This window comes from Treponema sp. OMZ 799 (assembly GCF_024181365.1).
GTDB lineage: Bacteria > Spirochaetota > Spirochaetia > Treponematales > Treponemataceae > Treponema_B.
Genome location: NZ_CP051301.1, coordinates 31,551 through 53,321 on the forward strand (window position 1 = coordinate 31,551; position 21,771 = coordinate 53,321).

The window sequence follows — 21,771 nt, forward strand, 5'->3', positions numbered from 1 at the left end:
TATGCGATAATATTACCATGAAAACAGATATAGAAATAGCTAGAGAAGCGAAGCTAAACAAAATCGCTGAAATTGCAGACGGCTTAGGGATTCATGACGATAACGTCATTCCCTATGGAAAGTACATAGCCAAGGTTCCCTATAGCGTTATAGATGATGAAAAGGTAAAAAAGAACAATCTAATCCTTGTTACTGCTATCACGCCTACAAAGGCCGGAATCGGAAAGACAACCGTATCAATCGGTCTTGCCTTAGGCTTAAACAAAATCGGAAAAAAGGCGGTTGCTGCCTTGCGGGAGCCTTCCTTAGGCCCCTGTTTCGGTATGAAGGGAGGTGCAGCAGGAGGGGGCTATGCCCAAGTCTTGCCTATGGAAGACATTAACCTCCACTTTACGGGAGATTTCCATGCAATAACATCGGCACATAACATGATAAGTGCCCTTTTCGACAACTACATTTTCAGAATGCAGGGAACACCTAAAGCAATCAAAACCGTACTTTGGAAAAGAGTTTTGGACGTTAACGACAGAAACTTGCGCCAAATTGTTACCGGATTAGGAGACGGTAACGGCGTAGTAATGGAATCCGGATTTGATATTACCCCGGCTTCCGAAATTATGGCTATTTTCTGTCTTGCAAAAGACATTGAAGATTTACGCCGAAGAATCGAAAATATCATATTGGGTTATGATACCGAAAACAATGCCGTAAAGGTAAAAGACTTAGGTATTGCAGGTTCAATAGTAGTTCTTTTAAAAAATGCAATCAACCCCAACCTTGTACAAACAACGGAAAATACCCCGGCCTTTATCCATGGCGGCCCCTTTGCAAACATAGCCCACGGATGTAACTCCGTAATAGCAACAAAGACAGCCCTCACCTACGGTGAATATGTAATTACAGAAGCAGGCTTCGCCGCAGACCTCGGTGCCGAAAAATTCTTCGACATCAAGTGCCGAAAAGCAGGTTTAAATCCGAAATTGACGGTAATTGCAGCCACTACGGGCGGTCTAAAAATGCACGGAGATGTTCCCGAAAAGGAAATATCCAAGCCCAACGCAGAAGCTCTCAAAAAAGGCTTAGCCAACCTTGATAAACACATTGAAAACATGAAAAAATTCGGACAAACAGTAGTTGTAGCCCTTAACAGATACGGATACGACATTGACTCCGAGTTGGATCTGGTTAAAAAGCACTGTGAAGCACAAGGCGTAGGCTTTGCCGTAAACAATGCCTTTGTAGAAGGCGGAAAAGGAGCTGTTGCACTTGCCGAGCTCGTTGTCAAGACCATCGAAACAACTCCGTCGAAGCCCTTAAAATTCATTTATGAAGATAAGGACTGCATAAAAACCAAGATAGGAAAAATCTGTAAAGAAATCTATGGAGCTGGTGATGTTACATATTCGGGAGCTGCCGACAAGATGATCAAAAAGATTGAAGAAGCCGGAATGGCAGACTTCCCTGTTTGTGTTGCTAAAACACAGTACTCGTTCTCGTCCGATCCTAAACTTTACGGAGTTCCTACAGGCTTTGAAATGAATGTCAGGGATATAGTTTTAAACTCAGGTTCCGAAATGATTGTTGCAATTATGGGTGATATGATGAGGATGCCGGGACTTCCTAAAGATCCCCAAGCCGTAAGAATCGACTTGGTAAACGGAAATGTTGAAGGCCTGTCATAAAATTAAAAAAATATACGATAGTATTTGATTTTTATAAAAGAATATCGTATAATATAGGGTAAAGATTTATAAACTTGCCGAAAGGCAAGTTTATAAATTATATTAATACTTAAGGAGTAAAAAATGAAAAACATTTTGAAAGTTTTGGCAATTATGGCCCTTTTTTCTTTTGTACTTACGAGCTGTGGAACGCCCCCCACCCCTCCTCCCGAAGAAAAACCCGCACCAGTTGTTGTAGAAGAGCCTGCACCGGAGGTAAAATCGGAGCCTGAACCTGCACCCATGCCGGACCCGGTTGTTGAAGAGCCCAGAGATGTACCTGTAAAGGAATATTTAGTTGTACAGGGCGACACTCTATCCGAAATTGCTTTGAAATTTTACGGAACAAGAGAAAAGGCATACTACTTTCCTATAATTATGTCGATCAATCCCGGTAAAGTTCAGCACCCGGACAAACTCACACCTAAGACCAAACTTTTAATCCCCGATTTTGATCTTTTTATGAAACACTCACCTTCAAAAATGCTTGCAAGACCTGAGTTCGAAAAATGTATTAAAATTTATGAAGATGAAGGAAAGTCAGGAGTAGTTGAGTCTTTAAGACGACGGCTTAAAGAGTTTTAATCTTCGATATACAACTTCCTCCCTAAGGGGAGGAAGTTTTTTTATTCCCGCAAAACAATTTACAAACAATCAGGAGAATCTAATTTATGAACGTAGGATATGCAGTAGACCTTACAAAGGAACTTTTACAAATACACAGCCCCGGAGGCTACACAAAAAACATAATTGAACGAATAAAAAAAGAATTTGATGATTTAGGCATAAAATATACTGAAACAAATAAGGGCGCCATTTACGGCACTATAGAAGGAAAAAACTCTTCAAAACACAGAGTTGTTTCAGCCCATGCCGATACCCTCGGTGCTATGGTGCGCCAAATTAAACCAAACGGCTGCTTAAAACTTGCTCCTATCGGAGGTATAGCCTTTAACAGCATCGAAGGAGAAAACCTTTACATAATTACAAGAACAGGAAAGGTCATCACAGGTACAGGTCTTCCGGAAAAAGCCTCTGTTCATATCTTTGAAGCAATAGAAAAAGAAGAAAGGAATGGAGAAACCTTTGAAGTCCGTCTTGACGCTGAAACTCACTCAAAGGAAGAAACCTTAGCTCTCGGTGTAAACATAGGAGACTTTGTAGCCTTTGAGCCCCGCACAATCGAAACGGAAGACGGCTACATAAAGTCCCGCCATTTGGACGACAAGGCCTGCATAGGCATGCTTTTTGCCGCCTGTAAGGCTTTAAAGGAAAAGGGAGAGAAACCTGCTTACACTACTCACTTCTTTATAAGCAACTATGAAGAAATAGGCCACGGTTTTTACGGTATTCCAAAGGAATGTTTTGAAGTCTTGGCTCTGGACATCGGAACTGTCGGAGGCTGCCAAAACTCGGATGAACATGCAGTAACAATCATCGCCAAGGATTCGCGCACCCCCTACGATTTCGGCTTTAGGCATAGACTTGAAAACCTTGCTATTCAAAATAAGATCAACTACAGAACGGATGTTATGTTCAGATACGGATCTGATGCCAGTATGTATGTTTTACAGGGCTTCGATATTAACTTTGCATGTATGGGTCCGGGAGTAAGTGCCACCCACCATTATGAAAGAACTCATATAGATTCTTACAAAGAAACTATAAACCTCTTATATGCTTACTTAATGAGCGAGTAGGCTTTTAGGATTGAATTAAATACTATTTTAATTAATAATTTTGAGAAGCGGTAAATCTATAAGGCGGCAAGTCTTTAGCTTTGCCGCTTTTTTAAAATTTCAGGCCTTATCTTACCCTCATAACCCTGATCGCTTGGTTCATAAAAGTGAGTACCATCAAGTCCGTCGGGGAGGTATTGCTGCTTGACCCAATGCCCTTCATAATTGTGCGGATATAAATACCCTTCCCCATGCCCTAAATCCTTTCCGTCCCTGCTTGCATCTTTTAAGTGATTGGGAACTTCCTTATTTTCTTTTTGAACAAAATCAAGAGCTTTAAAAAAGGCTTCGGCACTGTTCGATTTAGGACAGGTTGCCAAATAGAGGGCAGCATGTGCCAAATGATACCTTCCTTCAGGCATACCGACCCGGTCAAAGGCCTCCGCAGCACCTGCAACCACACTGACAGCTCCGGGAGAGGCAAGTCCGACATCTTCACAGGCGGAAATTAACATCCTTCTAAAAATAAACCGCGGATCTTCTCCTGCCGCTATCATACGGGCAAGCCAGTAAACAGCCGCATCGGGATCGCTTCCGCGAATCGACTTTATAAAGGCACTTATAACATCATAATGATAGTCGCCGTCCCTATCATAAAGGACAACCTTCTTTTGTATACTTTCTTCAGCTGCCTTGAGGCTGATTAAAATTCGCATCCCTTCATCAGGAGGCCAGTAGTCTACGCCGGTTTCAACAGCAAGCTCAAGAGCATTTAAAAGACTCCTAGCATCTCCCGAAGCAGTATCTATCAAATGCTCTAAGGCACCTTCTTCAAATTCCACCTTCCAGCGGCCGTACCCCCTTTCCTTATCGGTAAGCACAAGCTGCACAACCTTTTTTAGATCCTCATTTGTTAAGGCCTTTAATTCGAAAATTCGGCTCCGGCTTACAAGAGCCTTGTTTACTTCAAAATAAGGGTTTTCAGTTGTAGCCCCGATTAAAATTATCGTACCGTTTTCAACCCAGGGCAGGAGGGCATCTTGCTGGGATTTATTCCAACGGTGGACCTCATCTACAAAAAGAATAGTCTTGCGGTTATAAAGCTTTTTATTTTCTTCGGCATTGGATATAGCCTCCCTTATCTGCTGCACACCTGCTAAAACGGCATTTAAACTTAAAAAATTGCTTTTGGTGGTATTTGCAATGACTCTTGCAAGGGTGGTTTTTCCTGTTCCGGGAGGACCGAAAAAGATGATGGAAGAAAGCCTATCAGCTTGGATTGCCCTTCGCAAAAGACAACCCTCACCGATAATATGTTCCTGCCCCACGTATTCATCCAAATTAAAAGGCCTCATACGGGAGGCAAGAGGTTCATTTTGTTTAGAGCTTGAAGCCGCAGCTTCAAAAAGATCCTTACTCACGGTTCCATTCGCGTTTTTTGTCGCTGTAAAAGCCCCAAAGGCCGGTATTTCTTTTAATTACTCCGGAATAAATGCCCATAAACACTGCATAATCTCCGTTGTCCCTATCGACGCCCAAAACAGGATATGTATAATAACTTCCAAGAGTCGTTTGATATTGAGAATAAGAACCCGGCGGCGTTGTAGAGCCGGAATCCCCCGGATTAAACTGTGTTGCATTTGAAAGATTTATCGGCGTATTCAGCTTTACCTCGGTATACCCATTTGTGCAGCCTAACAATATGGTTTTTCTTGCTTTAAAATAAGAAATACTTACAGGGCTTTTGGATATTGATATTGAAGAACTCCAAGTACCCCCGGCACAATAATGGATTGAGGATCCGGCCAGTACAAATATTTTATCGGCATCACCTGCTGAACACATACCCTTCACTCCGCTAGGCAAGTTTTCTACAACAGTGACAGGAGAAGTATCGGCCTTATACATAGTTTCAGAGCTGCCTGACTTTACTACAACATAGTTCCCTGCCGCAAAAAGACTATCAACCTTACCGGAGTGTATTACTTCGGAAGGAGCGGCATTTTTTACTATCTTAAAAACTTTTTCTTGGCTTTCATCATACCCGAAAACAATATTATCACCGGCAATAATGCGTATATTTCCGGAGCCGGGAACAGTATTCCAATTTCCGGCTTCATAATATTTTACGCTCCCTGAACCAAAACAAGCAAAAACAATATTAGCATTATCATGTGCAAGTTTTTGAGTACCTGACACACTTAAAATTTTTGACCAGGAACCGTCGGATTTTTTTGATTTTGAATAAACTCCGCCTCTATTTGAGGCATAAACATTTTCGCCGGCTTCCAACAAACTCAAGATATTTCCTTCAACCGAAAAATCTTTTAAATCAATCTCTTGTTCAATGGCTGCAAATATGGGCCTATCATTACAAGCTATAAAGCCGATAAAAATAAGCGGCAGTAAAATAAAAATATATCTTCTAAGTTTCATACTGAATTCTCCATTTAATTAAAGATGGTATCTGGCAGCAAGGCTGATACCTAAAAAATTTCCTGTACGGTTATTTTCTTTCTTCTTGTACCACTGAGGAACAACATTCCAAGACACATCCCCTCCAAAGGACCATTCGGGAGAAAACTGATAATAAGTTCCTGCATCAAATCTAAAAATCATTCCGAAGTACTGGGCTCCGTTTCCGCTATAGGACTGAACTGCCCCGCCTATACCTCCTCCAAGAGGAATGCGCCATTTTCCGGCAGCAAAGGTATAGCCCATATCAAAGGTTATAGGAACAGCAAAGTAAAGATTTTTTGCCAATGTAGGATAAAACTGAAAACTTATACTTCCGCCCAAAGAAAACCCGTCTAAAATATAATAGCTGAAGGCTGCATTGATAGAGCCTCCCGGCCAAATATTCGGCTTAATCGCAAATTTGTCGGCAGAAGTATTAAAAAGAGGCACACCCAAGGATAAGCCTATTTTTATAAATTTATCGCCTTGTCTTACAGGCCGGAAGACTGTGGCACCGTCTATTTTACTATTTGAAGGAGTTTCAGCCTCTTCTTGTGCAAAAATCGGAATCAAAAAAACGCTGATAATCAAAAAACAGGAAATAAATCTCTTCACTTTTTATTCACCTCTAACTTAATGAAAATAGTATATCTTATTTTTTACAAGAATGTCTATATGTAAGACTTGCACAAAATCACATTATGTTATAACATAAATAAGGGTACTATAACATAATATGGTATTGCCGGTCCTATTCCAACATAAGAATAGAACAAACAAAAAAAATAATAGTTACTTAATCTACTAATGGAGGAAAAAATGAGTGCAAAAATTATTGACGGCGCACAGATAGCTGCCGACCTGCGAGCCGATGTTGCGAAAGACGTTGAAAAAATAAAGGCAAAGGGAGTTCAGCCCACCTTAGCCGTTATTTTGGTAGGGAATGATCCCGCATCCCAATCCTATGTAAAGGGAAAGACAAATGCTCTTCACGAGGTAGGAATGAATGACAGAACATTCAGACTTCCTGAAACAACAACTCAGGATGAGTTACTTAAACTTATTAAAGAACTCAATGCCGATAAGCTGGTAAACGGTATTTTGGTTCAATTACCCCTGCCAAAGCAAATCGATCCTGATACGGTCATTGAAACTATAAGCCCCGAAAAGGATGTAGACGGTTTCCATCCGGTAAATGTAGGAAAGCTCCTTTTAGGACACGACACCTTTATTCCCTGTACACCCCATGGCGTAATTCATCTTTTAAAGAGAACAGGAATTGAAACAAGCGGAGCAAAGGTTGTAATTGTAGGCCGCTCCAATATAGTAGGAAAACCTCTTTCCGTTTTAATGATGAATAAGGATGTAAATGCAACCGTAACGGTTTGCCACAGCGGCACAAAGAATTTACCTGAAGTTACAAGAGAGGCCGATATTTTAGTTGCAGCTATGGGAAAGCCTCAATTTATTAAGGCCGATATGATTAAAAAAGGCGCTGTCGTTATCGATGTCGGCGTAAACCGCATTGATGACAGCTCAAAAAAGAGCGGCTTTAGACTTGTAGGAGATGTCGACTTTGAGCCCGCCTGCGAAATTGCCTCAGCAATAACGCCGGTACCCAAGGGAGTAGGCCCTATGACAATCGCAATGCTTGTTGCAAATACACTTGTTGCGGCAAAACGTCAAAACGGTTTGGAATAAACTTTAATGGAAAATCTAAAATTTATGTTTTTAGATAATTTACTCACGTAAACTATCTAATCCTAATAAAAAGCCCTGAATTGAGATTATCAATGCAGGGCTTTTTATTTTAAATTACTTTTTTAAATTATTTTAAGATTACAAAGACTTGTGGCAGAACCAGAAGTCGTAACCCTCATACTCCTTTAAGCGCTTTTTGGCTTCTGCTTCTGTGGGAGGAGGAGGAATAATTACCTTATCCTTGATCAAGCTGTTGTTGGGCCAGTCTGCGGGCATAGCAACCTTGTTCTTGTCGGAAATCTGAAGGGCCTTAACGGCTCTAAGAATTTCTTCCATGTTTCGTCCGATTTCCTGCGGATAGTAAAGAACAAGTCTGACCTTGCCGTTAGGGTCTACAACAAATACGGCACGAACAGTGTTTGTACCTTTTCCGGGGTGCAAGAGTCCGATCTGATTTGCAATGCTGTCATTTGCAGCAATTACAGGGAAGGTAATCTCAACTCCGAGTTTTTCCTTGATCCATTCAATCCATTTTAAGTGGCTCTGCATTTGGTCTACAGAAAGACCGATGAGTTTTACACCGAGCTTTTCAAATTCAGGTGTTAAGTTTTGAAAAGCTACAAATTCCGTAGTACATACGGGTGTAAAATCGGCAGGGTGGCTAAAGAGCACAAACCAGCTGCCTTTAAGATCACAGGGAAGCTTCATAGCTCCATGTGTTGTCGAAACTGTTAATTGAGGGAAGTCATCTCCCAATAGGGGCATATTCATTGCCATCTGTTCCATAATTTTCTCCTTAAAAATTTATTTCAAAGCGGATTTTAGCATCCATATTTCTTTGTCAAGGTATTCGATAATCCCGCTAAGGATTCCGTCTGTAGCTACATCATTGCTGTCTGCAGCTTCAATTTGAGTTACCTTTATTTCTTTTGCAATGTACTCGAAATCGCCTAAGATTTTTTTAAGAGCATCTGCGGTTTTAAACGATTTATCTGTTTCTTCCTCTATTCCCGTTATTGCCAAATACTCTTTCATAGAAGAGGGAGCTTTTTCGTTTAGCTGTAAAATTCTTTCAGCAACCGCATCATAGAAATCGCTCATATTATCGTAATATGACTCTATCATTTCATGCACAGGCTTAAAATCGAGCCCTTCTACATGCCAGTGATAATTATGCAGCTTTATATAAAGAACTGCAAAGTCGGCAGTGTGGACTGATAATCTTTTAATTATATTGTTCATAAACACCTCCATATGTGTTCAGTTATATGTAAGCAATTTTCATGCTAAATATAAAAACGAATGAAAAAGCATTTTTTAAGCAAAAATAGAGGAATTTTGTCGAAATATTCAGAAATTATTTAAAATTTTAATAAAAAAGATTGTTTTTATCGGAATTTTCACTGATATATCGGTGAGCAATCACTGATATATCAGTACACCGATATATCAGTGATATTGTTTTTCTTTTAAGTAAAGGAAAAGGGCAGCATTCATTATTGCATGAGTATAAGGAGGATTGCCCATATTTTGAATAACTTTTTTCGCAGGGATTTCAATAATATTTAAGAATTCGTCTTCATCCAGATTTTGTTTAACCTCTCCCCTGTCAAGCTCGGCTAAAAAGATGGTGCAAGAGTTTTCCATTATTGCGGGATTGGGAGACAGAACCGACAAGCATTTTATATTTTTAGGAGTCCGCCCTGTTTCTTCAATAAGCTCGCGCAAAGCGGCATCTTCCGGTCTTTCGTCTGCATCTACAACACCGCCGGGAAATTCTATACAGACACTTTCAGAGCCGTGCCGCCACTGCTGTACCATCACAAAGATATCTTCTCCGGAGGAATCCCGGTAAACAGGCACAATAATGACCCAACTCGGAGCTTTTAAAGAAATAAAGGTCTTTTTTTCTCCTTCAGGAGAAATACTATCTTTTTCGCATACGGTAAAGACCCTTGTTTTTAATATTTCTCTGGAGGAATCGGGCTTCCATATAATCTCATTATTCTTTTCCATAAAAATCGCAATTCTCCATTTGACATATCAAGGATTTCGAGTTATTCTATTATAAAGAGAATTTAATTGCAATAGGAGGTTTTTATGGCAATTATAACTATTTCAAGAAAGATCGCTTCCTTTGGCGATGAAACAGCAATTGAGCTGGCCAAGCTTTTAAATTACAACTTTATCGACCGTAAGTCGTTGGAGAAAGATTTGCTCTCACGGGGAATTTCTGAAGCTCAGTTAAAAAAATATGATGAACGCAAACCCGGGTTTTGGGCATCTCTATCGAGAGAAAGAGATTCTTACTTTGATTATCTGCGCGAAGCAGTATATGAACATGCCTCTTCAGGAAACAGTATTTTTATAGGAAGAGGAGGATTTGCAATTTTAAGGAATGTCCCCGGCCTTTATTCAGTTCGCCTTGTTGCCGCAGACGATGTAAGAATTTCAAGACTGATGAAGGAATTTAATTACTCCGAAAAAGATGCCAGAGCCAGAATGGAAGAAAGCGACAATAACCGCGACGGTTTCCACAAAAGCTTTTTTAATACTGCAAATGAAGACTCTTCCGAATACAATTTGGTTATAAATACAGGACACATAACGCCTGTCCAAGCTGCCGAGATAATCAAATACGGATTTGAAAAAACCATCAGCAAAGAAGAAGCAGCCTTAGGTGATAAGAGAGTAAAAGAACTTTTGTTGGCTCAAAAAATAGTAAATCATATCTCTTTTGATCTTAAACTGCAAATATACTTCCTAGAAGCAGATATTTCGGAAAATGAGGTTATTTTACACGGCGTTGCAGACAATGCAGGTTTAATTCAAAAAGCAACGGATATAGCTCAAGAAATGTCGGAAGGCCGAAAAGTTTCTTCAGCGATAAGCATGGTAAACGAATATAAGCCTTTTCCGTAAAAGCTGACAGTATCTTAGCCGGTCTTAAGCGTTTCAAGCAACTTAAAAAAAATCGGCCGAAGTTAGGCATGGCCGATTTTTTCTTTTAATAAATTACAGCCTTAAAAAAAGTTACAGTTTTAAAGCTATTCTACCGTGTATCCGGCTTCTTCAATAGCTTTTTTTAGATCTGCAACTGCAACGCTTTCTGGATGTGAAATAGTTGCAGTTTTTGCGCCCAAATCTATTTCGGCAGAAACCCCCGAAATCTTTGTTAAGGCTTCCTTAACATGGGAAACACAGTGTTGGCACTGCATTCCGTTTACCTTTAATACAGTATTCATAAGTTCTTTCTCCTTAATTTTATTTTCTTCCGTTATGCAAGATTCTGCATTACGGTTTATTTTATGTTTCCGTTTGGGCTTAAAATAATTTAAGCGCAGGGCATTACTTACAACCGACACCGAGCTCAAGCTCATTGCAGCAGCCGCAATCATCGGGCTTAAAACTATGCCGAAGACAGGATAAAAAACTCCTGCCGCTAATGGTATACATAGAGAATTATAAAAGAGTGCCCAAAAAAGATTTTCCTTTATATTGCGCATTACAACACGGCTTAATTGAATCGAATCGACCGCAGATTGCAGGCTGTCATTCATCAAAATAATATCCGCACTTTCAATCGCTATATCGGTTCCGTTGCCTATGGCGATCCCAACATCGGCCGTCATAAGGGCCGGAGCATCGTTTATGCCGTCGCCTATCATAGCCGTTTTATGACCGGCTTGATGAAGTTTTTCGATTTCACTCTTTTTGTTTTGAGGCAAAAGCTCGGCAGCAAAACCGTCGACTCCTGTTTGGGCCTTTATGGCATTTGCAGTTTTTTTATTGTCACCTGTCAGCATTATGGTTTTTATGCCCATAGCCTTAAACTCTGCAATAGCCTCGATGCTGCCTTCCTTAATTTTGTCGGCCACGGCTATAATTCCGATGAGCTTTGCACCTGAATCGGTTCCTGAAGAACTTCCGTCTTTAGCACCGCTTAGACCTATTAAAAGAGGAGTTGCTCCTTTTTCTGCAAGAGCATCAATTTCTGATGCAGCATGGGAAATTTCGATATTATTTTTTTGGAAAAGCTTTTCATTACCTGCAAATATTTTTAGCCCCGAAGCCTCTTCGATACCCGAAATACCCAAGCCGTGTTCAGCCTTAAAGTCCTTAATTTTTAAAACATCCAAGCCTTTTTCCTTTGCCTGTTTTATAACGGCATTTGCCAAAGGATGCTCTGAAAGAACTTCCAAGCTGTAAGCAAACTTGAGCACTTCGTCCTCGCTAAAACTTGCGGTTTTTTTAATCTCGATTACATCGGGGCGGCCTTGGGTTATAGTTCCTGTTTTGTCCAAAACTACGGTGTTTGTTTTATGGGCAGTTTCAAGGGCCTCAGCCGAGCGGATTAAAATACCGAGACGGGCACCCTTCCCTGTTCCTGCCATAATGGCGGTGGGGGTTGCAAGACCTAGGGCACATGGGCAGGAAATTACAAGCACCGAAATAGCCCTCGAAAGAGCAAATTCAAAACCCTCTCCTGCGGCGAGCCAGACAAAAAGGGTAATCACCGCAATAAGGATAACCGCAGGCACAAAGTAATTGCTTATCTTATCTGCTAATTTTGAAACAGGAGCCTTTGAGGCCGAGGCTTCTTCTACAAGGGCAATTATTTGGGAGAGGGTTGTGTCATCGCCTACCCTTTCAGCCTTAAAGGTAAAGGTTCCCGAAAGGTTAATGGAAGCGCTTACAACCTTGTCTCCTGCAGCCTTTTCGACCGGGAGACTTTCACCTGTAATTGCAGCCTCATCTACCGAAGAACTGCCCTCAACCACAACTCCGTCAACGGGAATGGAAAAACCGGGCTTGATTAAAACAAAATCGCCCTTTACAATTTCCTCGACAGGAATTTCTTCTTCCTTACCGTTCCTGATAACAAGGGCGGTTTTAGGCCTAAGGTTCATCAGCTTTGTAATTGCCTGCGAAGTTTTTCCCTTTGCATTAGCTTCAAGGAATTTGCCCAAGGTTACGAGGGTTAAAATCATCGCAGCCGATTCAAAATAAAGATCATGGGAAAAAAGCCTTACCGTTTCCATATCGCCGTGCCCCATTCCGTAGGCCATCTTATAAATGGCAAAGATTCCGTAAATGACGGCAGCACCGGAGCCGACAGCGACAAGGGAGTCCATATTGGGAGCCTTGTTTAAAAAGGCCTTGAAGCCGCCTATAAAGAATTTTTTGTTTAATACCAAAACAGGAAGGGTCAATAAAAACTGGGTAAAACTAAAAAGAATAGCATTTTCTATCCCATGCAAAAAATGAGGAATCGGGGCTCCCGCCATGTGCCCCATAGAAATATAAAAAAGAGGAAGCACAAAAATCAAGGACCAAATAAGCCTTGTTTTTACCTGATCCCGCTCACGCTTTGCAGCATCCGTCTGAGATGAACGCTTTGCCCCATCTTTGGATGAATCCGAAAGAGAAGGCTTTGTTAATCCATCTACATCCTCGGCCCCATATCCGGCCCTTTCGACTGCTTCTATAATTTTATCCGGTGTCAAAAGATTTTCATCATAATTGACACTCATACTATTGGTTAAAAGATTTACCTGTACTTCGGCAGCCCCCTCAAGCTTTTCTACAGCTCTTTGAACATGAGAAGAACAAGCCGAGCAGGTCATACCGGTAATATTAAATTTTGTCTTTTTATTCATGTTACTAATATACAACTTTTAAACGAAAAGGTCTAGGAAAATAAAATTATAGTTTCTCTATCTCGTTAATTTTTAATACTGTGGCTTTAATACGCGGTGAAAATCCCGGAATTGAAAATTATCCTCGCTTCTGTTATACTCCTTGACAATGGCAAGACAAAGTTATGGGACAACGCCCTGGGGTGCATGGTTTTTGGAAATGCTCAAGGCCTACGACGATTCGGGGCGATTGTCTCGCGGGAAGACTTATGCAAATACCGGAAAGGTAAATTCTCTTGTAGTAAACGGACAAACGGCGGGAGCAAAGGTTAAGGGGAACTATGTTCCCTGGTACCATGTATATTTTAAATTTCCGCCTCTTTCAAAAACAAATGAAAATGCAATCCGCTCAATCTTAGAAAAGCATCCTATTGAGCTCGCAGGCCTCCGAGCCGGAATTATGAGCCCTGCCCTAATCGAAGCCTTAAAGAAAAAGAAGGTTAGGCTCATTCCTGCCCGTTGGAATTTAATCGAAAGGGACTGCACCTGCCCCGATTCGGGAGATCCTTGTAAGCACATGGCAGCCGTTCTTTTTTTGCTTGCCAAAGAAATAGACCATGATCCCCGCCTCTTGTTTAAGCTTGCAGGTTTCGATCTCGATTCGGTAAACATATCCGAAGGTGCTGCTTACAAAAACGGCAGTCCCGAAAAGGAAGGAAGGTTTACCCTCCTCCAAGAGCATCCTGTTCCCTTAAGTCTCCGCAAAAATGAAACTTTAAGTGAGACAGGCCTCACTTCAGACTCATCGGGTAATAGGGAAGCTCTGCCTCCTTGCAAATTAGAAGCACCTTTGAAGTTCAGCCTTGGAGAATCCTATCTTCCGCTTATAAGCGGCATCCTTCCGCCTGAACCCAATTTTACATCGAGCGATTTTATAATAAAGCTTACGGAATTTTATCACAAGGCGGTTTTAAATTACGGGCTTAACTTTTACAGTCAAGAAAAGCAAGGCGAAGAAGAAAAATCGGTAAACCCTTTTTTGTTTGCAAGGGTAAAAATAAACATCGACAATATCCGAAAGCAAAAAAGAGTCTTTCCGCTTGAGCCTAAAAGCCCTCTAACGGTAAGCATAAAATTAGGCGAAAACCAAGAGATAAATCAAACCCTTTTGCAGGCTCAAAATTTTTATAAAACAAGAAGCAGTTTAAACGAGATGAGCCCCTCGGTCAAAATTCTTTTTTCTCTCTTTGCCATTGCGGGAAAACTCATCCAAAGCTCGGCACTTATACCTGCCGTATTTACCGAAAACAAAAAACTTTTTATCTTTTGGAAAAGTCTTTCTGCCTCTTCCGAAATAAAGGCCGACATTCTTAAATTTGCAGCTTCCCTCACAAAGGACTTTTTTCTTCCGGTCGAAAAATGGGGAAGGCTCTACTGTGCCGAACTTTTACTTACAGCTCTTTTAACCGAGTATGCGGCATCTTTAAAATTTTTCCCGAGTAAGTCCTATACCAAGGATAAAGAAATAGACTCTCTCTTTTTTTCAAATGAAGAAATCGATATAAGCGTTCCCGGCAAGCGGAATTTGGATACGGTAATTTACTCTTGGCTTTCGGTTTTAAATTACAGCAATTGCGGCTATGAATACCGCCTGACTTTGGACTCACTAAAAGAAGACGAGTTCTTTTTGCTTTCCGCCCTTGTGCGTAAGGCTAAAGAAAACTCCGGTGAAAGCACATCCTTTGAAAGCGATGCATCTTCCTTTTCTCTCGAAGCTGAGGCTCCATTTACCGAGTTAAATATCGCAGCAAAGAGGAGCAAAAATCCCGACGATATTTTGCGCTTTCCGGCAAGCCTTTCGGCCTACTTACCGGCTCTTTCGATTCTTGCAGTCAAAAAAAATATTATGCTCTCACGCGAAGAAGCAGGCCTCTTTTTGCAAAGGGCGGCCAAACTTTTGCAGCGGTTCGGCATCGACATAGTTTTACCTAAAAGCCTAAAAAATGTTTTGACGCCCAAGCCCGTCATAAGTGTAAAATCCGTAAAGGGAGCAGGAAATGTAGTTTCGTTTTTAAACCTTGATGACGTTCTTTCCTATGACCGGGCCGTAATGCTTGGAGACACCGTAATAGACATAGACGAATTTAAAAAGCTCTTTTTAAATAAATCGGGCTTGGTAAAATTTAACGATCAATTCCTTTTGCTCGACCCGGAAGAAGTTGCCAAAATGTTAAAGGTCTTTGAAAAACCGGCAGACATGAGGGAAGCCCTTCAAGCGGTTCTTTCGGGGAATGCAGTCTGCTCCAAACCGGCCGCAGAAATTATCGACGGCATTTTCAGGCAAGATGACATTCCTGTTCCTCAAAACTTAAATGCGGAATTGCGGCCCTATCAGGAAAAGGGATTCCGCTGGCTTTATGCAAATATCAAAAGCGGCTTCGGCTGTCTTTTGGCCGATGACATGGGCTTGGGCAAAACCGTACAAATTATAAGCCTGATACTGGCCTTTAAAAATTCAAAAGAAGCAGAGGAGCCTTTTTTGGTTATAGCTCCTGCAAGCCTTCTTTCAAACTGGGAACACGAAATAGCCAAGTTCGCTCCCTCCCTTAAAGCTGACCTTTATCACGGAGCAAGGCGCAAGTTCAATACCGAAGCCGACGTAATAATAAGCACCTACCAGACGATGCAAAAAGATATAGAAAAATTAAAGGATAAAAAAGTTTTTTGTATTATTTTGGATGAGGCTCAGGCTATAAAAAATTCGGGAACAAAGAAGGCCCATGCAGTAAAGGCAATTCAGGCGAAGGGCAGAATCGCTCTTACCGGCACCCCTGTCGAAAACAACCTTGAAGATATGCGCTCCATATTCGACTTTTTTCTCCCCGGCTATCTGGGCTCGGCTGACGAGTTTAGAAAAAAATGGCGCATTCCGATCGAGCTTCACAATTCCGAAATCGAAGCAGACGATTTAAAGAAAATCACTTCACCCTTTTTGCTCCGCCGCCTAAAAACCGATCCCAAGGTTATCTCCGACTTACCCGACAAGATAATTACAAATCAATATTGTAATCTTACGCCTGAGCAGCTGGCAATTTACGAGAACCTTGTCGAAACCGAATTGCACAAGGTGATGGGAGCCGAAACTAAGATTGAAAGGCAGGCCTATGTCCTAAAACTTTTAACGGCCCTAAAACAGGTATGCAATCATCCGCGGGCCTATGACAAGGAAACTCCGAGCGAGATGAAACATTCCGGGAAGGTTACCGCCCTCATCGAGCTTTTAAGCGAGATAATTTCTTCAGGCGAAAAGGCTATTATTTTCAGCCAATATGTAGGCACCCTCAATATTCTAAAAACCATTATTCAAAAAGAATTGGGAACCGTCCCCCTTTTGCTTCACGGCCAAATGCCCGCCTCAAAACGCAAAAAAGCCGTCGGCCTTTTTCAAACGGATCCTGCTTACCGTATCTTTTTAATTTCGCTTAAGGCGGGAGGAACGGGACTTAACTTGACGGCAGCTAACAGGGTAATTCACTTTGACCTTTGGTACAATCCCGCAGTTGAAGATCAGTCCACAGACAGAGCCTTTAGAATAGGGCAGACTAAAAACGTATTTGTGCACCGCTTTATCTGCTCCGGCACCTTTGAAGAAAAAATTGATGAAATGATTCAAAAAAAACGGGAAATAAGCGGCATGAGTATTTCTTCAGGCGAAACTTGGATTTCAAAATTAAGCAATGAAGAGCTCGCAGGCCTTTTTAAGAAATAGGCGGCTGCAAATTCCGCAACATTGAATAATACCCTGTCTTATGTTATAATCATCTTTGAGGAGGCTTGATATGGATTTTGATTTATCGCGAAAGATACCTATAGGCGTTCAAAGCTTTGAAAAAATGAGGAATGATAATTATTTATATGTAGATAAAACTCGTTATATTTTTAGCCTTGTTCGTACTTCCTCTCCATACTTTCTAAGCCGTCCTCGCCGCTTCGGTAAAAGCCTCTTTCTTTCGACATTGCGGTCTTACTTTTTAGGGCAAAAAGAGCTGTTCAAGGGCTTATACATCGAAAAAGCCGAAGAAAAGCGGGCCGAAATTGAAAAGACCGATGCTTGGATAGAATATCCTGTACTTTATTTGGACTTTAATACAAAATATTATAAGAATGAAGAAGCTCTTCTAACTATTATAAATTTACACTTAGATGACTGGGAAAAACTTTATGGTATCACAAAAACATCCGGAAGTATTGAAGATAGATTTAAATCTATAGTTACAACCTTATATGAAAAAACCGGCCGTCAAGTAGTTATTTTAGTAGACGAGTACGACAAACCTCTTTTACAGACTATGGGGGTAAACGAAGCCTTGAACGAAGAGTACCGTAACACGCTAAAAGCCTTTTATTCCGTAATAAAAACCTGCGACCAGTACATACGCTTTGCCTTTTTGACGGGTGTAATAAAATTCAGCAAAATAAGCATCTTCAGCGATTTAAATAATTTACAGGATATAAGCATGTTAAATGACTATGCCGAAATATGCGGACTGACACAAGGCGAAATAGAAAACACCTTTAAACCCGAAATAGAAAGATTAGCAAATAACACTAAAAACTCTTATGACAAAATGCTTGAAGAATTAAAAAAGCGTTATGACGGCTATAAGTTCAGTGTTTTAGGAGAGTCGGTTTATAATCCTTTCAGCATATTAAACACTCTTAATTCCGGTCAATTAAAGGATTACTGGTTCTCAACAGGTACACCTACCTTTTTGGTAAACTACCTAAAAGATGCTTATTACAATATACCCAAGCTGGACGGAAAAGTTGAGCTTGATGAGTCAGGTATAGAGCTATATAGGGCAGATACAAAAAATCCCCTACCCATACTTTTTCAATCGGGATATTTAACGATAAAAGAATACATAGAAGAATCTAACCTTTACCGCTTAGGCTTTCCTAATGATGAGGTGAGGTTCGGCTTTTTAAAAAATCTTTTACCTGCCTACTCCTCTCTTGGGCCTGACGAAACAGGTGTTTCGGTATGGGAGTTTGTAGAGGATGTAAGGGCAGGGAATGTAGACGGGTTTATGGAGCGGATGCAGGCTATAATAGCAGGCGTTCCTTACGATAACTTGCCTAAAGATAAGCTCAAACTAAGGGAGCAAAACTATCAGACGGCAGTCTACCTAATCTTTAAGCTTATGGGACAATTTGTACAGACTGAAATCCACTGTGCAAAGGGCAGGGCTGACTGCATTGTGCATACCAGAGATTCAATCTACATCTTTGAGTTTAAGCTGATGAGTGTAGGCACCGCCGAAGATGCAATAGCTCAGATAAAAGAGAAGGGCTATGCCGCACAATTTAAGGGAGAGGGTAAAAAGATAATACTGATAGGTTCAAGCTTTGATGAAGAAGAAAGAACTATCGGGGAATGGAAAAGTGAACAAGTTTAAAAATAAAATTCGGAAATTACTTACAAAAAGTTTTATAGGGAGCAAGTATGTATTTTTTTATAAACGATTACAGCGAAGGCTGTCACCCAAAAATTCTTAAGACATTAACGGAAACAAATGAAGAGCAAACTGTAGGTTACGGCTGTGACCAATATTGTACAGAAGCAGCAAACCTTATCTTAAAGGAGCTGGACGCCCCTCAAAGTAAGGTTTATTTTTTCTCGGGCGGAACACAAACAAACCTGACAATGATAGCTTCGGTACTAAGACCCCATCAGGGGGTAATAGCGGCCGATACCGGACATATAAATGTGCATGAATCGGGTGCTATAGAAGCATGCGGACACAAGGTTCTTACCATCGAATCGGCAAACGGAAAAATAACGGCAGAGCAGGCTGAAGCTCTTATAAGGGCCCATTATGATGACCCTACTGCCGAACACATGGTTCAACCCGGGATGATTTATATTTCAAACCCTACCGAGCTCGGTACCATTTATTCAAAAAAAGAATTACAGGATTTAAAGCTGACAGCTCAAAAATATTCCGTCCCGCTCTATGTTGACGGGGCCCGCCTCGGAACAGCCCTCACTGCGGACAAGAACGATTTAAGCCTTGCAGACTTGGCAAGATATACGGATGCCTTTTATATAGGCGGAACAAAACTGGGAGCCCTTTTCGGTGAAGCCCTTATAATAAACAATCCCGATCTTCAAAAAGATTTTAGGTACATCCAAAAACAAAAGGGAGGTCTCTTCGCAAAGGGCCGGCTTTTAGGTCTTCAGTTTAAAACTCTTTTTACAGACAACCTTTACTTCGAGATAGGAAAAACGATGAACGAAACGGCAAAGATGATACGCAAGGGATTTTCAGAACGCGGCTTTTCCTTTTTTATGGAAAGCGAAACAAATCAAAGTTTTCCCATAATCGAAAACAGTCTTTTAACTAAAATAGAAAAAGAATTTAAATGCGAATTTTGGACAAAGATCTCAGAAAATCAAACAGCCGTACGCTTTTGCACCTCTTGGGCTACAACAAAAGAAGCCGTAAAAAAACTCTTTGAATACTTGGACGAGATAAACAACAAGGGGAGCAAAGATATTTGATAATTCGTAAAAAATTCAAATGACCCTTGCTCCCCTCATTCGCCAATTGGACTTTGCAGTTAAACCTATTCGATCTTTGAATAGATTGTCTTTAAAATTTCGGTCTTTAGCTTTTCGCCTTCTTCAAGCATCTTATTGCATTCTGCCCTTGTCTTTTCGCAGAGGGGGGCATCGTCGATACCGCCTAGGTTTATCTTGACGTTTAAGATAGCGCCTTCCAAACCGGAGCGGGCATTAAGGGCTGCAACACCTGCATCGGATGCGGCATTTTTGTTTCCGTGAACGGCAACAATGGGTAAAAAGCGTAAAACTTCCAAACAGGTTTTAGCTGTTTCAAGCGGAACCTGCATGGCTACAACAGTAGCATCGGACATAGCCTTATTACGTTTTGCCTTTTGCTCATCAGTGTCCTTAGGTAATTTTAAGGCTTCCATAAAGGCATTAAAGGCCTGAGTGTCTTCGTCAATGATTTCGACCAATCGTTTTTGTGCCTTTTCCAGTTTAGGAAGCTGAGCCTTAAATTCCTCTTGAGTTTTTTCATCAAGAGAAGCAAAGGCTTTTTTTCCTGTCGTCAGGCGGATAACCATCTGACCGAGGGCCGAGGCGAGCGAGCCTGCTAAGGCAGAAACCGAACCGCCTCCGGGGGCCGGAGAATCGCTTGCTGTTTCGTCAACAAAGGCACTTACCGTCATCTTTACTAATTCCATAAAAAATCTCCTATTGTTCAAACTTTTTTGTTTATTTAATTAAAATCAAAATCAGTTCTTGTAAACTACCTGCCTTTTTTCGGCAGCGAGCTTTCCCTTTTTCCAAACCTGATCAACGGAGTTTACGCCGAAGTGATAAACAAGGTAATCAATATTGGGGGCATCAAAGATAACAAGGTCTGCCTGTTTTCCTTCTTCGATGCTGCCTATAGTTTTTTCGCGGTCGATTGCATAGGCCGCATTGATGGTTACTCCGCGTAAAATCTGTGCAGGTAAAAGCTTCATCTTAAAACAAGCCGCCCACATAGACATTTGCAGGTTTTCGGTCGGGCTGCTTCCGGGGTTATAATCGGTTGCAAGGGCGACCCTTACGCCTTCTTCAATCATCTTTTTTGCAGGCGCATAAATAGGCGACATCAAAAAGAAAGAGGTGGCAGGAAGAAGAACGGCAACGGTTCCCGATTTTGCAAGGGCCGTAATTCCTTCATCGGAGATTGCCATCAGGTGCTCTGCAGAGTGTGCATTCATCTTTGCGGCAAGCTCGGCACCCTTTAAAGGAACTATCTCGTCTGCATGAAGCTTTAACTTAAAGCCGAGGTCTTTAGCAGCCTTCATTATTCTCTCGGTTTCTTCTACAGAAAAAATCTTGTCCTCACAAAAGGCATCGGAAAATTCGGCCAAGCCTCGTCTTTTAACTTCGGGCATAACCTCTTCTATCATAAACTTGATATAGCCTTCTTTGTTGTCCTTGAATTCGGGCGGAGTTGCATGGGCACCCATATAGGTCGAAACAATATCGATAGGATGATTTTCGTTTAAATAAGAATTTATCTCGAGACACTTAATTTCGGTATCCATGTCGAGGCCGTAACCGCTTTTTGATTCGGCAGTGGTTGTACCGTGAATAAGCATTCGGTCAAGACTGGTCATAGCCTTCTGTGTCAACTCTTCTTTTGAGGCAGCTCTTGTTGCTCTTACGGTGCTGAAAATGCCTCCTCCGCTTGCGTGTATTTCAAGATAGCTCTTTCCTTCGAGTTTCATTGCAAGCTCATGTTCGCGCGAGCCACCGTGCACCAAGTGGGTGTGGGCATCGACAAGACCTGCAGTAATGGTCTTTCCTCTTGCATCAACTATTTTTTCGGCTTGGCTTTTTAAACTTTCGGGAGCCTCGCCCTTGCCGATCTTTTGAATAATACCGTTTTCTACAACTATGTAACCTGCGAAGGCCTTATCAAAATCCTCGCTCTTTTTTTCGGTAGAAGTAAAAATACTGTCGCTTATAAATAAAATCATTTTGAGTCC

16 protein-coding genes and 1 pseudogene are annotated in these 21,771 nt (G+C 41.3%); 8 read left to right on the forward strand and 9 right to left on the reverse strand.

Annotated features, from left to right (window positions below; translation table 11 throughout):
• Window positions 1-17: 17 nt before the first annotated feature.
• The 3 genes from E4O04_RS00155 to E4O04_RS00165 all read left to right on the forward strand — a co-directional run bounded on the left by E4O04_RS00155 (window position 18) and on the right by E4O04_RS00165 (window position 3,421).
• Entirely contained in the window at window positions 18-1,682 is a 1,665-nt protein-coding gene (locus E4O04_RS00155; RefSeq protein WP_253708842.1) for a formate--tetrahydrofolate ligase, read from the forward strand.
• A gap of 123 nt (window positions 1,683-1,805) precedes the next feature.
• Window positions 1,806-2,306: a LysM peptidoglycan-binding domain-containing protein gene (locus tag E4O04_RS00160; RefSeq protein WP_253708844.1), complete on the forward strand. Its 501-nt coding sequence runs from the start codon at window positions 1,806-1,808 to the stop codon at window positions 2,304-2,306.
• Window positions 2,307-2,392: 86 nt separating this feature from the next.
• On the forward strand, window positions 2,393-3,421 hold the full coding sequence (locus tag E4O04_RS00165) for a M42 family metallopeptidase (RefSeq protein ID WP_253708847.1): 1,029 nt from the start codon (window positions 2,393-2,395) through the stop codon (window positions 3,419-3,421).
• A 77-nt stretch (window positions 3,422-3,498) separates the two neighbouring features.
• Here E4O04_RS00165 and E4O04_RS00170 read toward each other — a convergent pair.
• From E4O04_RS00170 to E4O04_RS00180, 3 genes and pseudogenes are all read right to left on the reverse strand, one after another.
• Window positions 3,499-4,821, reverse strand: a pseudogene (locus E4O04_RS00170) (AAA family ATPase); the annotation flags it as partial.
• Complete coding sequence (locus E4O04_RS00175) at window positions 4,814-5,836, reverse strand: hypothetical protein (RefSeq protein ID WP_253708850.1); 1,023 nt, start codon at window positions 5,834-5,836, stop codon at window positions 4,814-4,816. The pseudogene E4O04_RS00170 and the gene E4O04_RS00175, both read right to left, overlap by 8 nt.
• A gap of 18 nt (window positions 5,837-5,854) precedes the next feature.
• Entirely contained in the window at window positions 5,855-6,472 is a 618-nt protein-coding gene (locus E4O04_RS00180) for a TP0733 family outer membrane beta-barrel protein (protein WP_253686561.1), read from the reverse strand.
• Between the two features lie 204 nt (window positions 6,473-6,676).
• On the opposite strand from E4O04_RS00180, the gene folD reads away from it, so the two are divergent.
• Window positions 6,677-7,558: a bifunctional methylenetetrahydrofolate dehydrogenase/methenyltetrahydrofolate cyclohydrolase FolD gene (gene folD / locus E4O04_RS00185; RefSeq protein WP_253708852.1), complete on the forward strand. Its 882-nt coding sequence runs from the start codon at window positions 6,677-6,679 to the stop codon at window positions 7,556-7,558.
• 138 nt (window positions 7,559-7,696) lie between these two features.
• Here the strand turns inward: folD and E4O04_RS00190 are convergent, their stop codons facing one another.
• The 3 genes from E4O04_RS00190 to E4O04_RS00200 all read right to left on the reverse strand — a co-directional run bounded on the left by E4O04_RS00190 (window position 7,697) and on the right by E4O04_RS00200 (window position 9,574).
• Window positions 7,697-8,344 (reverse strand): peroxiredoxin, encoded by a 648-nt coding sequence (locus E4O04_RS00190; protein WP_253686557.1) that lies wholly within the window; start codon window positions 8,342-8,344, stop codon window positions 7,697-7,699.
• Between the two features lie 18 nt (window positions 8,345-8,362).
• Window positions 8,363-8,800, reverse strand: coding sequence for a Dps family protein (locus E4O04_RS00195; protein WP_253686555.1), 438 nt, complete (start codon window positions 8,798-8,800; stop codon window positions 8,363-8,365).
• Window positions 8,801-9,007: 207 nt separating this feature from the next.
• Window positions 9,008-9,574 (reverse strand): NUDIX hydrolase, encoded by a 567-nt coding sequence (locus E4O04_RS00200; protein WP_253686554.1) that lies wholly within the window; start codon window positions 9,572-9,574, stop codon window positions 9,008-9,010.
• A gap of 84 nt (window positions 9,575-9,658) precedes the next feature.
• On the opposite strand from E4O04_RS00200, the gene E4O04_RS00205 reads away from it, so the two are divergent.
• Window positions 9,659-10,480, forward strand: a complete 822-nt coding sequence (locus E4O04_RS00205) for a cytidylate kinase family protein (RefSeq protein WP_253708854.1) — start codon at window positions 9,659-9,661, stop codon at window positions 10,478-10,480.
• Window positions 10,481-10,605: 125 nt separating this feature from the next.
• On the opposite strand, the gene E4O04_RS00210 is transcribed toward E4O04_RS00205, so the two are convergent.
• On the reverse strand, window positions 10,606-13,218 hold the full coding sequence (locus tag E4O04_RS00210; protein WP_253708857.1) for a heavy metal translocating P-type ATPase: 2,613 nt from the start codon (window positions 13,216-13,218) through the stop codon (window positions 10,606-10,608).
• A gap of 148 nt (window positions 13,219-13,366) precedes the next feature.
• Between E4O04_RS00210 and E4O04_RS00215 the strand changes: the two genes are divergently transcribed.
• From E4O04_RS00215 to E4O04_RS00225, 3 genes are all read left to right on the forward strand, one after another.
• Window positions 13,367-16,966: a DEAD/DEAH box helicase gene (locus E4O04_RS00215; RefSeq protein ID WP_253708860.1), complete on the forward strand. Its 3,600-nt coding sequence runs from the start codon at window positions 13,367-13,369 to the stop codon at window positions 16,964-16,966.
• A gap of 70 nt (window positions 16,967-17,036) precedes the next feature.
• On the forward strand, window positions 17,037-18,656 hold the full coding sequence (locus tag E4O04_RS00220; protein ID WP_253708862.1) for an ATP-binding protein: 1,620 nt from the start codon (window positions 17,037-17,039) through the stop codon (window positions 18,654-18,656).
• Window positions 18,657-18,703: 47 nt separating this feature from the next.
• Window positions 18,704-19,762 carry a threonine aldolase family protein gene (locus E4O04_RS00225; RefSeq protein ID WP_253708865.1) on the forward strand — a complete coding sequence of 353 codons (1,059 nt, stop codon included), beginning with the start codon at window positions 18,704-18,706 and terminating at the stop codon, window positions 19,760-19,762.
• Between the two features lie 65 nt (window positions 19,763-19,827).
• Here E4O04_RS00225 and E4O04_RS00230 read toward each other — a convergent pair whose 3' ends face one another.
• Window positions 19,828-20,469, reverse strand: a complete 642-nt coding sequence (locus tag E4O04_RS00230; protein ID WP_253708868.1) for a cyclodeaminase/cyclohydrolase family protein — start codon at window positions 20,467-20,469, stop codon at window positions 19,828-19,830.
• Between the two features lie 51 nt (window positions 20,470-20,520).
• Window positions 20,521-21,762, reverse strand: coding sequence for an imidazolonepropionase (gene hutI / locus E4O04_RS00235; protein WP_253708871.1), 1,242 nt, complete (start codon window positions 21,760-21,762; stop codon window positions 20,521-20,523).
• Between the last annotated feature and the right edge of the window lie 9 nt (window positions 21,763-21,771).

Bases quoted from the DNA above. Each gene is read 5' to 3' on its own strand.
- E4O04_RS00155 (WP_253708842.1), top strand. From the start codon at position 18: ATGAAAACAGATATAGAAATAGCTAGAGAAGCGAAGCTAAACAAAATC.
- E4O04_RS00160 (WP_253708844.1), top strand. From the start codon at position 1,806: ATGAAAAACATTTTGAAAGTTTTGGCAATTATGGCCCTTTTTTCTTTT.
- E4O04_RS00165 (WP_253708847.1), top strand. From the start codon at position 2,393: ATGAACGTAGGATATGCAGTAGACCTTACAAAGGAACTTTTACAAATA.
- E4O04_RS00175 (WP_253708850.1), bottom strand. From the start codon at position 5,836: ATGAAACTTAGAAGATATATTTTTATTTTACTGCCGCTTATTTTTATC.
- folD (WP_253708852.1), top strand. From the start codon at position 6,677: ATGAGTGCAAAAATTATTGACGGCGCACAGATAGCTGCCGACCTGCGA.
- E4O04_RS00190 (WP_253686557.1), bottom strand. From the start codon at position 8,344: ATGGAACAGATGGCAATGAATATGCCCCTATTGGGAGATGACTTCCCT.
- E4O04_RS00195 (WP_253686555.1), bottom strand. From the start codon at position 8,800: ATGAACAATATAATTAAAAGATTATCAGTCCACACTGCCGACTTTGCA.
- E4O04_RS00200 (WP_253686554.1), bottom strand. From the start codon at position 9,574: ATGGAAAAGAATAATGAGATTATATGGAAGCCCGATTCCTCCAGAGAA.
- E4O04_RS00205 (WP_253708854.1), top strand. From the start codon at position 9,659: ATGGCAATTATAACTATTTCAAGAAAGATCGCTTCCTTTGGCGATGAA.
- E4O04_RS00210 (WP_253708857.1), bottom strand. From the start codon at position 13,218: ATGAATAAAAAGACAAAATTTAATATTACCGGTATGACCTGCTCGGCT.
- E4O04_RS00215 (WP_253708860.1), top strand. From the start codon at position 13,367: ATGGCAAGACAAAGTTATGGGACAACGCCCTGGGGTGCATGGTTTTTG.
- E4O04_RS00220 (WP_253708862.1), top strand. From the start codon at position 17,037: ATGGATTTTGATTTATCGCGAAAGATACCTATAGGCGTTCAAAGCTTT.
- E4O04_RS00225 (WP_253708865.1), top strand. From the start codon at position 18,704: ATGTATTTTTTTATAAACGATTACAGCGAAGGCTGTCACCCAAAAATT.
- E4O04_RS00230 (WP_253708868.1), bottom strand. From the start codon at position 20,469: ATGGAATTAGTAAAGATGACGGTAAGTGCCTTTGTTGACGAAACAGCA.
- hutI (WP_253708871.1), bottom strand. From the start codon at position 21,762: ATGATTTTATTTATAAGCGACAGTATTTTTACTTCTACCGAAAAAAAG.